Consider the following 12,989-nt stretch of genomic DNA (forward strand, 5'->3'; position numbering starts at 1 on the left):
CACCATGAACCACCGCCTGAAGGCACTGACCGACGCCGGAGTGTCCATCTGGCTCGACGACCTGTCCCGCGAACGCCTGGAGACCGGCAACCTCGCCGACCTCGTGGCCAACAACCACGTCGTCGGCGTGACGTCCAACCCCTCGATCTTCCAGGCCGCGCTGGCCGACGGCGAGCGCTACGACGCCCAGGTGCGCGAGCTCGCGGCCGAGGGTGCCGACGTGGACCGGGCCACGCTCGTCATCACCACCGACGACGTCCGCGAGGCGTGCCAGCTGATGCGGCCCGTCTTCGAGGCGACCGACGGCGTCGACGGCCGGGTGTCCATCGAGGTCTCCCCCGGCCTCGCGCACGACACCGAGCAGACGGTGGCCGAGGCGGCCGAGCTCCACAAGACGGTCGGCGAGCCCAACGTGATGATCAAGATCCCCGGAACCGAGGCCGGCTGGCCCGCGATCACCGAGACCGTCGCGGCCGGCATCTCGGTCAACGTCACGCTGATCTTCGGCCTCGAGCAGTACCGCAACGTGATGGAGGCGTACGTCTCCGGCCTCGAGCAGGCCGCCGACAACGGCCACCAGCTCGCCGACATCCACTCGGTCGCCTCGTTCTTCGTCTCGCGCGTCGACACCGAGATCGACAAGCGGCTCGAGGCGACGACCGACGGTCCGGGCACCGACCCGGCCCTGCGGGGCAAGGCGGGCGTGGCCAACGCCCGGCTGGCCTTCCAGGCGTTCGAGGAGTTCTTCAGCGGTGAGCGCTGGGAGGCCCTCGAGGCCAAGGGGGCGCGCAAGCAGCGCCCGCTGTGGGCCTCCACCGGCGTCAAGAACCCCGACTACGACGACACGATGTACGTCGTGGACCTGGTCGTGGAGGACACCGTCAACACGATGCCCGAGAAGACCATGGACGCGGTCGCCGACCACGGCGAGGTGCGCGGTGACCGGGTCCGCCCCTTCTACGACGACGCCGCCGCGCACATGCAGGCGCTCGCCGAGGCCGGCATCGACTACGACGACGTGATCGCGGTGCTCATCGAGGAGGGCGTGGACAAGTTCGTCGTCGCGTGGGACGAGCTGCAGACGACCCTGGCCGCGTCGCTCGAGGCCGCCCGCGCATGAGCGGGGGCGCGCCGGTCGACCCGACGACGACGGCGGCGTGGACCCGCCTCACCGGTCTCGCCGAGGCGTACGAGCCGGACCTGCGCTCGACGCTGACGCCTGAGTGGGTCGAGCGGCAGACCCTGGAGGCCGGCGACCTGCACGTCGACCTGTCCAAGAACCTCACCGACGACGTCATCGAGGACGCCCTGCTCGCGCTCGCCGACGAGGTCGACCTGCCCGCCCGACGTGAGGCGATGTTCACCGGTGAGCGCATCAACGTCACCGAGGACCGGGCCGTCCTGCACACCGCGCTGCGGCTGCCGGCCGGGGCGTCCCTGACCGTCGACGGCCAGGACGTCGTGGCCGACGTCCACGCTGTGCTCGACCGGGCATACGCCTTCGCGTCCCGCGTGCGCTCCGGCGAGTGGACCGGCGTCACCGGGAGGCGGATCGAGACGGTCGTCAACATCGGCATCGGCGGTTCCGACCTCGGCCCGGTCATGGCCTACGAGGCGCTCGAGCCCTACCGGCAGGACGGGCTGTCCTGCCGGTTCATCAGCAACATCGACCCGACGGACGCCGGGCAGAAGCTGTCCGGCCTGGACCCGGAGACGACGCTCTTTATCGTCTCGAGCAAGACCTTCGGCACCCTCGAGACGCTCACCAACGCCCGCCTGTGCCGTACGTGGCTGCTGGACCGGCTGCCCGGGGACGCCGACCGCGAGGCCGCCGTGGCCCAGCACTTCGTGGCGGTCTCGACCGCGCTCGACAAGGTCGCCGACTTCGGCATCGACCCCGACAACGCGTTCGGGTTCTGGGACTGGGTCGGTGGGCGCTACTCGATGGACTCGGCGATCGGGCTGTCGCTGATGGTCGCGATCGGTCCGGAGCACTTCGCCGACCTGCTCGCCGGCTTCCACACGATGGACGAGCACTTCCGCACCGCGCCCGCCGCCACCAACGTGCCGCTCCGGATGGGGCTGCTCAACGTCTGGTACGCGAGCTTCCTCGGTGCCCACACCCACGCGGTGCTGCCCTACGCGCAGCTGTTGCACCGGTTCCCGGCCTACCTCCAGCAGCTCACGATGGAGTCCAACGGCAAGGGCGTGCGCTGGGACGGCTCGGCGGTCACCTACGACACGGGCGAGGTCTTCTGGGGCGAGCCCGGCACCAACGGCCAGCACGCCTTCTACCAGCTGATCCACCAGGGGACGCGCCTGGTGCCGGCCGACTTCATCGCCTTCGCGCGGCCTGCGTACGACCTCCGGGACGGTGACGTCGACGTCCACGAGCTGTTCCTGGCCAACTTCTTCGCCCAGACCCGTGCGCTGGCCCTCGGGAAGACGGCCGACGAGGTCCGCGCGGAGGGCGTCGCCGAGGAGCTGGTGTCGGCGCGGACCTTCCCCGGCAACCGGCCGACGACCTCGATCATGGCGCCGGCGCTGACGCCGGCGGTGCTCGGTCAGCTCGTCGCGCTCTACGAGCACATCACCTTCGTCCAGGGCGTCGTGTGGGGCATCGACAGCTTCGACCAGTGGGGCGTCGAGCTCGGCAAGCAGCTCGCCCAGGAGCTCGGCCCCGCCGTGTCGGGCGACAAGGCGGTCGCGGCCGAGCAGGACCCGTCGACGCGGTCCCTCATCGCCTACTACCAGGAGAACCGAGGCCGATGACCCACACCAACCCGCTGCGGGACCCCCAGGACCGACGGCTGCCGCGCATCGCCGGCCCGTGCGGGATGGTGCTGTTCGGCGTGACCGGCGACCTGTCCCGCAAGAAGATCATGCCGGCCATCTACGACCTGGCCAACCGCGGCCTGCTCCCCCCGGGCTTCAGCCTCGTGGGCTTCGCGCGGCGCGACTGGGCCGACCAGGACTTCGCCCAGATCGTGCACGACGCGGTCAAGGCCAACGCGCGCACGCCTTTCCGCGAGGAGGTCTGGAACCAGCTGTCCGAGGGGTTCCGGTTCGTCCCCGGCGACTTCGACGACGACAACGCGTTCGAGCAGCTGCGCCGTACGGTCGAGGAGCTCGACCAGCTGCGCGGCACCGGCGGCAACATGGCGTTCTACCTGGCGATCCCGCCGTCCTTCTTCGGCACGGTCGTCGGCCAGCTCAAGGAGCACGGCCTGACCGACCACGGCGAGGACCAGTGGCGCCGCGTGGTCGTCGAGAAGCCCTTCGGGCACGACCTGGAGTCGGCGCGCGAGCTCAACGAGATCCTCGCCGGCGTCTTCCCGTCCGGCTCGATCTTCCGCATCGACCACTACCTCGGCAAGGAGACGGTGCAGAACATCCTGGCGATGCGGTTCGCCAACAACATGTTCGAGCCCGTCTGGAACGCCAACTACGTCGACCACGTGCAGATCACGATGGCCGAGGACATCGGCATCGGCGGGCGCGCCGGCTACTACGACGGCATCGGCGCGGCGCGCGACGTCATCCAGAACCACCTCCTGCAGCTGATGGCGCTCGTGGCGATGGAGGAGCCGACCGCCTTCGACGCCGAGAGCCTGCGCATCGAGAAGCAGAAGGTCCTCGCCTCGGCGACGCTGCCCCCGCGCCTGGACACCACCACCGCCCGCGGCCAGTACACCGCCGGCTGGGCCGGGGGCGAGAAGGTCATCGGGTTCCTCGAGGAGGAGGGCATCAAGAAGACCTCCACGACCGAGACCTTCGCCGCCATCACCGTTCACGTCGAGACCCGACGCTGGGCGGGCGTGCCGTTCTACCTCCGCACCGGCAAGCGCCTCGGGCGCCGGGTCACCGAGGTCGCCGTCGTGTTCAAGCGGGCACCGCACCTGCCGTTCAGCCAGACCTCGACCGAGGACCTGTCGCAGAACGCGCTCGTCATCCGCGTGCAGCCCGACGAGGGCCTGACGATGCGGTTCGGCTCCAAGGTGCCCGGCACCGCGATGGAGATCCGCGACGTCAACATGGACTTCGCCTACGGCGGCTCGTTCACCGAGGCGAGCGCGGAGGCGTACGAACGGCTGATCCTCGACGTCCTTCTCGGCGATCCCCCGCTCTTCCCGCGCCACGAGGAGGTCGAGCTGTCGTGGAAGCTGCTCGACCCGGTGATCGCGCACTGGGCGAGGAAGGGCAGGCCCGAGGAGTACGACTCGGGCACCTGGGGGCCCGCGTCCGCCGACAAGATGCTGGCGCGTGACGGTCGCACGTGGAGGAGGCCCTGATGATCGAGCTCACCGACACCAACTCGTCGACGATCGCCGCGGAGTTCGTCCGGGCACGCACCCGTGCCGGCAGCCCCGCGATGGGGATGGTGATGACCCTCATCATCGTGGCCCCCGAGGACGACGCCGCCGAGGCGATGGCCGCGGCCAAGCGCGCCTCCCGCGAGCACCCCTCCCGCGTCCTCGGCGTGATCCTGGGCGACGCCCGTGGCTCCGCCCAGGTCAACGCCCAGGTCGGCAGCGGCGACGGGTGGGGCGGCGAGACCGCGCTCATCCGGCTCAAGGGCGAGGTGGTCAGGCACGCCGAGTCCGTCGTGCTGCCCCTGCTGCTCCCCGACTCACCGGTCGCGATCTGGTGGCCGACCGCCGCGCCCGCCGACCCCGCCGCGGACCCCCTCGGCTCGCTCGCCCAGCGCCGCATCACCGACTCCGCCGCGGTCACGCGCGGCAAGGCCACGGCGATGCTGAACCAGTGCCAGTCCTACGCGCCGGGCAACACCGACCTCAGCTGGACCCGGCTCACGCCGTGGCGCGCGCTGCTGGCGGCCGCACTCGACCAGCACCCGCTGAAGGTCACCGGAGCGCGGGTCGTGGCCGAGCGGACCAGCCCGAGCGCCGACCTCCTCGTCGCCTGGCTCACCGACCGTCTCAAGGTCGAGGTCACGCGCGGCAGCTCCGACGGACCAGGGATCACGGAGGTCAGCATGGACACCAGGGAAGGCGCGATCCGCATCTCGCGCGCGGACGGCCGACTGGCCACGTTCTCCTCGCCGCACCGCCCCGACCGGCCCGTCGCCCTGAAGCGACGCGAGGTCCCGGCGCTGCTGTCGGAGGAGCTGCGCCGCCTCGACGAGGACGACGTGTACGCCCACGTCGCGGCGCGCCTCGTCAAGCTGAGGAGCGCGAAGTGAGCGCCGCGGAGGTCCGGCGCCACGACGACGCCGACGTGCTCGTCGGCGACGTCGCCTCGGCGCTGCTCGAGCGGATCGAGGCCGCCCAGGCCCGCGGCGAGACCCCTGACATCGGCCTCACGGGCGGGTCGATCGCCGAGGAGCTGCACCGCGAGCTCGCCCGGCGGGCGCCGGACTCCTCGGTCGACTGGTCCCGCGTCGCGTTCTGGTGGGGCGACGAGCGCTTCGTCGCCGCCGACTCCCCCGACCGCAACGCCGGTCAGGCGCGCGAGTCCCTCCTCGACCACGTCGCCGTGGACCCTGCCCGCGTCCACGAGGTGCCGGCCAGCGACCAGGTCGCGGCGGCCGAGGAGGCGGCCGAGGCGTACGCCGCGGCGCTGCGCGAGCACGGCTCCGGGACCTTCGAGGTGCTGATGCTCGGCATCGGCCCCGACGGCCACTGCGCCTCGATGTTCCCCGGCCACCCTGCGCTCGACGTCCGCGACGCCGTCGCCGTCGCGGTGCACGACTCCCCCAAGCCGCCGCCCGACCGCGTGAGCCTCACCTTCGAGGCGATGAACCGGTCCCGCGCCGTCTGGTTCATCGCCAGCGGCGAGGGCAAGGCGGAGGCTGTCGCACGTGCCCTGGCACCCGAGGGCACCGTCGCCGAGACACCCGCCCGGGGCGTACGGGGTGCCGAGACGGTCTGGTGGCTCGACGAGGCTGCTGCGTCCGCCCTCTGAATTACACGTGACCGGGCACTTCGTGCCCGTCTCGAGCGCCGACCGGGCGCTTCATGCCTGTCTCGTCAGCGGGAGAGGTCGATGTACGTCGGGCGGCTGGCGGCCGCCGTCTCGTACCCGTGGCGCAGTCGTCCGTTCGCGGCGAGCTCGCGGCCGTAGACGTCGACCTTCGTGAAGACGTCCATGCGCCAGCCTCGATGCTCCTCCAGCCAGCCGAGCCGCGCCTCGTCATCCTCCCGGTGCTCCTCGTCGTGGAACTCCTCGCCGAAGTACTCGGCGCCGTAGCGCACCGCTCGGTCCCCGACGTCGATGCGGAACTTCGGCACCCCGGAGTCGTCATCGATCCAGATCTGCGTCTCCGGTGCCGGCAGGTCGGCGTCGTACCAGTGCAGCCGCAAGGCGCTCTCAGGCGGTGACTCGGCTCCCGGGTCGCCGAGCGGCGCCAACGTACGCAGCTGGCGCACGCCTCGATGTCCAGCGAACCTCCCCACCTCACTCAGCAGCAGGGAGTGGTCGAGCCCGAGACGCAGAAACCCGTCGATCGCGCTCAGGGCATCGAAGCGCCAGAGCAGACGACCCAGGTCGCAGGACGTCCGGAGAGGCGTGGTCACCCTCAGGCCTCCCACGGCCTCCACGTCACGCACGGTCAGGTCACGCGTGCCGCTCACGACACCCGGCCGGCGCATCCTGCTGCCCCGCGTGCTGAAGACGTCCAGTCCGGGCATGCGGTGGATGGCTGATCGCGGCAGGGCGTCGACACCGTGGAGCCAGGCCGCCGTCCGGTCCACGACGACGGCGTGCTCCGGGACGACGAGCTCGAGCGCTGCAACTCGGAGGCGCAGGGAGTCGGGCACGCTGGCGACGACGAAGACACCGCGCAGCAGGGGGCGCAGCAGCCCACGCTGGACCAGCCGACGGCGCAGGCTCTCGTCGACACCCAGGCGTGACGCCTCCACCGCGGAGAACGGACGATCACACGGGATCGGCGCGTCCGGGGTGATGGCATCGACGTCGCGGCACCACAGGGGCATGACATGCATACGACCACCGTGCCCGGATCGGGCGGGCGACGTCGTACGTCATCCACAGGGGGCGGCATGAAGTGCCCGGTGACCGCCGAGGACGGGCACGAAGTGCCCGGTCACGTGGTGGGTCAGAAGATGATCTCGCCGGCCTTGCGACGGCTGCGGAGCAGGGCCACGGCCTCGTCGAGGATGTCGGCGGCCTCGGTCTCGCTACGACGCTCCTTCACGTAGGCGAGGTGCGTCTTGTAGGGCTCGATCTTCGGCGCCGGCGGCGGGTTCTCGCTGTCGAGGCTGGCGGGCAGGCCGCACTTCGGGCAGTCCCACGACTCGGGCACCGCCGCTTCGATGGCGAACGTGACCACCGAGCGGTGGTCGTGGCTGCAGAAGTAGGTCACCGCCTGGCGCGGCGCGGCGTCACCGCGCTCGGCCTCCCCCATCGGCCCCGCTCCGACCCGACTACCGCGGATCGCGTTCCCAGCACCAGCCATGACGACTCCTTCTCAGAAACGCTCAGGGGGAATGATCAGTTGCCCTGGTAGGCCATGAGCAGGCCAAGGGCGATGATGCAGGCAAACCAGATGACGCCGACCCCGACCGTGAACCGGTCGAGGTTGCGCTCAGCCACCGACGATCCCCCCAAGCTGCTGGACACGCCGCCTCCGAACATGTCGGACAGGCCGCCACCCCGCCCCTTGTGGAGGAGGACCAGCAGGATCTGGATCGAGCTCGTGATGACGAGCAGGATGGTGAAGAGCAGAATCACGGTCGGAAGCCTACGTCACGTCTCACGGGAACCGGTCGGTGCCTCACCGCGCCGACCCGGAAAGGTCGGGCATCGAGTAATAGCGGCAGATCCCGCCGAACTCGTCGACCTGCAGGCTGGCGCCGCCGACGAGGCACCCGTCGACGTCGGCCTTCTCCATGATCCCGCCCACGTTGGCGGCCTTGACCGAGCCACCGTAGAGGATCCGCAGGCCGTCGGCCGCCCCGTCGCCGTGCACCTCGCGCACGCGCTCGCGGATGGCCGAGCAGACCTCCTGCGCGTCGTCCGGGGTCGCCACTTCACCGGTGCCGATGGCCCACACCGGCTCGTACGCGACCACGAGGCCCGCGACCTGCTCGGCGGTGAAGCCGTCGAGCGAGCCGTCGACCTGAGAGAGCGTGAACGGCACGTGCTCGCCGGCCTGACGGGTGTCGAGGCCCTCACCGACGCACACGATGGGCGTCATGCCCCCATGGAGCGCCTGGTGGGCCTTGGCGTTGACCAGCTCGTCGGACTCGTTGTGGTACATCCGGCGCTCGCTGTGGCCGACGACCACGTAGGAGCAGCCGAGCTTGGAGAGCATGCCGGCCGTGATCTCACCGGTGTAGGCGCCGCCGTCGTGGACGGAGACGTCCTGGGCGCCGTAGCGGATCGACAGGCGGTCGCCGTCGACCAGCGTCTGCACCGAGCGCAGGTCGGTGAACGGCGGCACGACGACGACCTCGACCTTGCCGTAGTCGTGTCGCTTGTCCGCCAGCGTCCAGGCGAGCTTCTGGACCAGCACCACCGCTTCCTGGTGGTTGAGGTTGGCCTTCCAGTTGCCGGCCATCAGGGGTGTGCGCGCCATGGTGTTCAGTCCCTCTCCAGTACGGCGATGCCCGGGAGCTCCTTGCCCTCCAGGAACTCCAGCGACGCGCCACCGCCGGTGGAGATGTGGCCGAACGCGGCCTCGTCGAAGCCCAGCTGACGCACGGCTGCGGCCGAGTCGCCGCCGCCGACCACCGAGAGGCCGTCAACCTTGGTGAGCGCCTCGGCCACCGCACGCGTGCCGCCGGCGAACGCGTCCACCTCGAACACGCCCATCGGCCCGTTCCAGAAGACGGTCCGCGCATCGGCCAGCTCGGCGGCGAACGCGGCCGCCGACTCGGGCCCGATGTCGAGACCGAGCGCGTCGGCCGGGATCTCGGAGGCCGGTACGACCCGGGGCTCGGGCTCGTGGTCACCCGACGGGAACGCCGTGTCGACCACGACGTCGGTCGGCAGCACGATCTCGACGCCGCGGTCGGCCGCCTCGCCGAGGTAGCGCGTGCAGGTGTCGAGCTGGTCGGCCTCGAGCAGGCTCTTGCCCACCTCGTGGCCCTGGGCCTTGAGGAAGGTGAACACCATGCCACCGCCGATGAGGAGCTTGTCGGCCTTGTCGATCAGGTTGTCGATCACCCCGAGCTTGTCGGAGACCTTCGACCCTCCCAGGACGACCACGTAGGGCCGCTCCGGGTGCTCGGTGAGCCGCCGCAGCACCTCGACCTCGGACGCCACCAGGCCACCCATCGCGGACGGCAGCCGCAGCGCGACGTCGTACACGCTGGCCTGCTTGCGGTGCACGACACCGAAGCCGTCGGACACGAAGGCGTCGCCCAGCTGCGCGAGCTGGTCGGCGAACGCGCCGCGCACGGCGTCGTCCTTGCTGGTCTCGCCGTCGTTGAAGCGGACGTTCTCCAGGACGGCGACGTCGCCGTCCCGGAGCCCGGCCACCGTGTCGCCGGCGCTCGCGCCGACGGTGTCGGTGGCGAAGGCCACCGGGCGACCGAGCAGCTCGCCGAGCCGGCCTGCGACCGGCTCGAGCGAGTACTGCGGGTCGGGCGCGCCCTTGGGACGCCCCAGGTGGGCGAGAACGACCACCCGGGCGCCCGCGTCGGAGAGCTGCTTGATCGTCGGGACGCTCGCGCGGATCCGGCCGTCGTCCGTGATCTCGGTGCCGTCCAGCGGCACGTTGAGGTCCGAGCGGACCAGGACGCGCTTGCCCTTCAGGTCACCGAGCGAGTCGATTCCTGCCGTGGAGTCGGTCATCGCCGTCAGAGCGAGGAGCCGACGTGCGTGATCAGGTCGGCGAGGCGGTTGGAGTAGCCCCACTCGTTGTCGTACCAGCCGAGCACCTTGACCTGGTTGCCGATGACCTTGGTCAGCGGGGCGTCGAATATGCACGAGGCCGGGTCGGTGACGATGTCGGTGGAGACGATCGGGTCGGTCGAGTACTTCAGGAACCGACCGTCGGCGGCCGCCTCGACGATCTCGTTGACCTCCTCGACGGACGTCTCGCGCGGGGCCTCGAAGGTGAGGTCGGTGGCCGAGCCGGTCGGCACGGGCACGCGCATGGCGTAGCCGTCGAGCTTGCCCTTGAGCTCGGGCAGCACCAGGCCGATGGCCTTCGCGGCACCGGTCGAGGTGGGCACCATGTTGAGCGCGGCGGCGCGGGCGCGACGCGGGTCCTTGTGGATGTTGTCCTGCAGGTTCTGGTCTGCGGTGTAGGCGTGGATCGTCGTCATCAGGCCCTTGGTGATGCCGAGGCCGTCGTTGAGCGCCTTCGCCATCGGCGCGAGGCAGTTGGTCGTGCACGAAGCGTTGGAGATGACGGTGTGGGCCGACGGGTCGTAGAGCTCGTGGTTGACGCCCATCACGATCGTGATGTCCTCGTTGGAGGCCGGCGCGGAGATGATGACCTTCTTGGCACCGGCGTCCACGTGCGCCTTGGCCTTGGTGGCGTCGGTGAAGAAGCCGGTCGACTCGACGACGACGTCGACACCGAGGTCACCCCAGGACAGGGCCGCGGGGTCGCGCTCGGCGGACACGGCGATCTCCTTGCCACCGACGACGATCGAGGTGTCGGTGCTCGACACGTCGGCGTCGAGACGCCCGAGGATCGAGTCGTACTTGAGCAGGTGGGCCAGCGACGCGTTGTCGGTGAGGTCGTTGACGCCGACGATCTCGATGTCGGCGCCCGAGGCGCGCACGGCGCGGAAGAAGTTGCGGCCGATGCGGCCGAAGCCGTTGATGCCTACGCGGACGGTCATGGTGATTGTCTCCTTCGGATGGGGCCTTCGGTGACCCCGTGGACGATCTGGCCTTCGGTGACCGGCCCCGACCCTATCGGGTGTCGGACGGCCCGACACGTGCAGTCTCCCGCGGTACGGACGAGTAACCTTGGAACGATCCAACAGGCGGTACTGCAGGCACCGCCGCCGGCCGGTCAGGCGTCCTCGGCGAGCATCTCCGGGGTCAGCGAGGCCTCCGTGTCGGGGATGCCGAGCTCCTCGGCCCGCTTGTCGGCCATGGCGAGCAGCCGGCGGATCCGGCCCGCGATGGCGTCCTTGGTGAGCACGGGCTCGTGCAGCTGGCCGAGCTCCTCGAGCGAGGCCTGCTTGTGCTCGAGCCGCAGGTGGCCGGCCTGGCGCAGGTGGTCGGGGATCTCCTCGCCGAGGATCTCCAGCGCCCGGTCGACCCGTGCCCCGGCGGCCACTGCGGCGCGCGCGGAGCGGCGGAGGTTGGCGTCGTCGAAGTTGGCGAGCCGGTTGGCCGTGGCGCGCACCTCGCGCCGCATCCGTCGCTCCTCCCAGGCCATGAGGGACTCGTGCGCCCCCAGCCGGGTCAGCAGGGCGCCGATCGCGTCACCGTCGCGGATCACCACACGGTCGACGCCGCGGACCTCGCGTGCCTTGGCGGAGATGCCGAGCCGGCGCGCCACCCCGACGATCGCCAGCGCGGCCTCGGGACCGGGACAGGTGATCTCCAGCGAGGACGAGCGGCCGGGCTCGGTGAGCGAGCCGTGGGCGAGGAACGCACCGCGCCAGGCGGCCACCGCGTCGCAGCCGCCACCGCTGACGACCGCCGGCGGCAGGCCGCGTACGGGGCGTCCGCGCTGGTCGAGCAGGCCGGTCTGGCGGGCCAGCGCCTCGCCGTCCTTGGTGACGCGCACGATGTAGCGGCTGCCCTTGCGGATGCCGTTGCCCTGGACCATGACGACGTCGGAGGGATGCCCGTAGACCTCGGCGATGTCCGTACGGAGCCGACGGGCCGCGGCGCCGGTGTCGAGCTCGGCCTCGACGACGATGCGCCCGCTCACGATGTGGAGCCCGCCCGCGAAACGGAGCATGGAGGCCACTTCGGCCTTGCGGCAGCAGGTCTTGGTGATCTGGGTGGAGGCGAGCTCTGCCTTCACCTGTGCCGTCATTGCCATGGGGCGAATCCTGCCATGAGGGTCAACCACCGAGGCGCCGGAACCCACCCCTGCGCAGGGGGCGGCGCCGCGTCGTCAGGCCTCGTCGACGATCCGGCGGAAGGCCTCGGCCAGGCGGCCGGGGTCGTGGCGCGGCTCGCCCGGCACGGCGATGTCGGCGACGACGAGGCGGGCCCCTCGCTCGGCGACGTCCTTCTCCAGCCGGCCGTGGTCGTCGGCCAGCGCGGAGGAGTCGACGAGGACCGCGTGGACGGTGAGGTCCGGCGCGTGCTCGAACAGCGCCGCGAGGTGGTCGGCCGGCCCGAAGCCGGTCGTCTCCCCCGCCTGCGCCTCGAGGTTGAGCACCACGACGAGGCGCCCGCTGGTCTCGGCGAGCGCCCGGCGCAGGCCGGGGACCATGAGGTGCGGGATCACCGAGCTGAACCACGAGCCCGGGCCGAGCACCACCCACTCCGCGGCGAGGACCGCCTCGACGGCCTCCCGGCAGGCCTGGGGGTCCTCCGGCACCAGCGCCACCGACTCGATGCGTCCGTCCGTCGTCGCGACCTCGACCTGCCCGCTCACCACGGTGACCGCGTCCGGCACGGCCGGGTCGGCCCCGCGCACCCGGGCGGTGATGTCCATCGGGGTGGTCGCCATCGGCAGCACCCGGCCGTGCGCCCCGAGCAGCCTGCCGACCCAGTCCAGGGCACGCACGTGGTCGCCCATCAGCTCCCACAGCCCGACGATCAGCAGGTTGCCGACGACGTGGCCCTTCATCTCCCCCTGGCCGGCGAACCGGTGCTGGATGACGTCGGCCCACGTGCGACCCCACTCGTCGTCTCCGCACAGCGCGGCCAGCGCCATGCGCAGGTCGCCGGGCGGCAGCACGCCGAACTCGCCGCGGAGCCGGCCGGACGAGCCGCCGTTGTCGGCGACCGTGACGACGGCCGTCAGGTCGTCGATCGTGAGGTCGTCGTGCAGCCGGCGCAGCGCCGAGAGCGTGGCGTACAGGCCGTGTCCGCCCCCGAGGGCCACCGCAGCCTGCGCGGTGTCGCGCGCCACG

At 71.3% G+C, this 12,989-nt stretch carries 13 protein-coding genes; 5 read left to right on the forward strand and 8 right to left on the reverse strand.

What is annotated here, in order from left to right:
* Positions 1–4 precede the first annotated feature (4 nt).
* Genes tal through pgl form a run of 5 tightly spaced genes read left to right on the forward strand, consistent with a single transcriptional unit; the run spans position 5 to position 5,925 of the window.
* Entirely contained in the window at positions 5–1,120 is a 1,116-nt protein-coding gene (tal, locus tag IE200_RS17315; protein WP_191280736.1) for a transaldolase, read from the forward strand.
* Complete coding sequence (gene pgi / locus IE200_RS17320; RefSeq protein WP_191280737.1) at positions 1,117–2,772, forward strand: glucose-6-phosphate isomerase; 1,656 nt, start codon at positions 1,117–1,119, stop codon at positions 2,770–2,772. The genes tal and pgi overlap by 4 nt, the downstream gene beginning before the upstream one ends.
* A complete protein-coding gene (zwf, locus tag IE200_RS17325; RefSeq protein WP_191280738.1) occupies positions 2,769–4,292 on the forward strand; it encodes a glucose-6-phosphate dehydrogenase in 1,524 nt (507 codons plus the stop codon). The genes pgi and zwf overlap by 4 nt, the downstream gene beginning before the upstream one ends.
* Positions 4,292–5,203: a glucose-6-phosphate dehydrogenase assembly protein OpcA gene (locus tag IE200_RS17330; RefSeq protein ID WP_191280739.1), complete on the forward strand. Its 912-nt coding sequence runs from the start codon at positions 4,292–4,294 to the stop codon at positions 5,201–5,203. Before zwf ends, IE200_RS17330 begins: the two co-directional genes overlap by 1 nt.
* A complete protein-coding gene (pgl, locus tag IE200_RS17335; RefSeq protein ID WP_191280740.1) occupies positions 5,200–5,925 on the forward strand; it encodes a 6-phosphogluconolactonase in 726 nt (241 codons plus the stop codon). The genes IE200_RS17330 and pgl overlap by 4 nt, the downstream gene beginning before the upstream one ends.
* Positions 5,926–5,990: 65 nt before the next feature.
* Here the strand turns inward: pgl and IE200_RS17340 are convergent, their stop codons facing one another.
* The 8 genes from IE200_RS17340 to IE200_RS17375 form a co-directional block, all read right to left on the reverse strand.
* The gene (locus IE200_RS17340; protein WP_191280741.1) at positions 5,991–6,965 is read right to left on the reverse strand and encodes a hypothetical protein; all 975 of its coding nucleotides are present in this window, start codon (positions 6,963–6,965) and stop codon (positions 5,991–5,993) included.
* Between the two features lie 113 nt (positions 6,966–7,078).
* Positions 7,079–7,438, reverse strand: a complete 360-nt coding sequence (locus IE200_RS17345) for an RNA polymerase-binding protein RbpA (RefSeq protein WP_191280742.1) — start codon at positions 7,436–7,438, stop codon at positions 7,079–7,081.
* Positions 7,439–7,473: 35 nt separating this feature from the next.
* Complete coding sequence (gene secG, locus IE200_RS17350) at positions 7,474–7,713, reverse strand: preprotein translocase subunit SecG (protein ID WP_191280743.1); 240 nt, start codon at positions 7,711–7,713, stop codon at positions 7,474–7,476.
* A 43-nt stretch (positions 7,714–7,756) separates the two neighbouring features.
* Complete coding sequence (gene tpiA, locus IE200_RS17355) at positions 7,757–8,560, reverse strand: triose-phosphate isomerase (protein ID WP_191280744.1); 804 nt, start codon at positions 8,558–8,560, stop codon at positions 7,757–7,759.
* A gap of 5 nt (positions 8,561–8,565) precedes the next feature.
* Positions 8,566–9,780, reverse strand: a complete 1,215-nt coding sequence (locus tag IE200_RS17360) for a phosphoglycerate kinase (RefSeq protein ID WP_191280745.1) — start codon at positions 9,778–9,780, stop codon at positions 8,566–8,568.
* 5 nt (positions 9,781–9,785) lie between these two features.
* Positions 9,786–10,781: a type I glyceraldehyde-3-phosphate dehydrogenase gene (gene gap / locus IE200_RS17365; RefSeq protein ID WP_191280746.1), complete on the reverse strand. Its 996-nt coding sequence runs from the start codon at positions 10,779–10,781 to the stop codon at positions 9,786–9,788.
* Positions 10,782–10,957: 176 nt separating this feature from the next.
* The gene (gene whiA / locus IE200_RS17370) at positions 10,958–11,944 is read right to left on the reverse strand and encodes a DNA-binding protein WhiA (RefSeq protein ID WP_191280747.1); all 987 of its coding nucleotides are present in this window, start codon (positions 11,942–11,944) and stop codon (positions 10,958–10,960) included.
* A gap of 75 nt (positions 11,945–12,019) precedes the next feature.
* Entirely contained in the window at positions 12,020–12,988 is a 969-nt protein-coding gene (locus IE200_RS17375; protein ID WP_229856728.1) for a gluconeogenesis factor YvcK family protein, read from the reverse strand.
* Position 12,989 lies beyond the last annotated feature (1 nt).

Origin of the sequence: Nocardioides flavus (ex Wang et al. 2016) (assembly GCF_014653115.1) — a bacterium.
Lineage (GTDB): Bacteria > Actinomycetota > Actinomycetes > Propionibacteriales > Nocardioidaceae > Nocardioides > Nocardioides flavus.

Coding starts and splice junctions, on each gene's coding strand:
- tpiA (WP_191280744.1), bottom strand. CDS start 8,560: ATGGCGCGCACACCCCTGATGGCCGGCAACTGGAAGGCCAACCTCAAC.
- pgi (WP_191280737.1), top strand. CDS start 1,117: ATGAGCGGGGGCGCGCCGGTCGACCCGACGACGACGGCGGCGTGGACC.
- IE200_RS17345 (WP_191280742.1), bottom strand. CDS start 7,438: ATGGCTGGTGCTGGGAACGCGATCCGCGGTAGTCGGGTCGGAGCGGGG.
- zwf (WP_191280738.1), top strand. CDS start 2,769: ATGACCCACACCAACCCGCTGCGGGACCCCCAGGACCGACGGCTGCCG.
- IE200_RS17360 (WP_191280745.1), bottom strand. CDS start 9,780: ATGACCGACTCCACGGCAGGAATCGACTCGCTCGGTGACCTGAAGGGC.
- tal (WP_191280736.1), top strand. CDS start 5: ATGAACCACCGCCTGAAGGCACTGACCGACGCCGGAGTGTCCATCTGG.
- IE200_RS17340 (WP_191280741.1), bottom strand. CDS start 6,965: ATGCATGTCATGCCCCTGTGGTGCCGCGACGTCGATGCCATCACCCCG.
- IE200_RS17330 (WP_191280739.1), top strand. CDS start 4,292: ATGATCGAGCTCACCGACACCAACTCGTCGACGATCGCCGCGGAGTTC.
- gap (WP_191280746.1), bottom strand. CDS start 10,781: ATGACCGTCCGCGTAGGCATCAACGGCTTCGGCCGCATCGGCCGCAAC.
- whiA (WP_191280747.1), bottom strand. CDS start 11,944: ATGGCAATGACGGCACAGGTGAAGGCAGAGCTCGCCTCCACCCAGATC.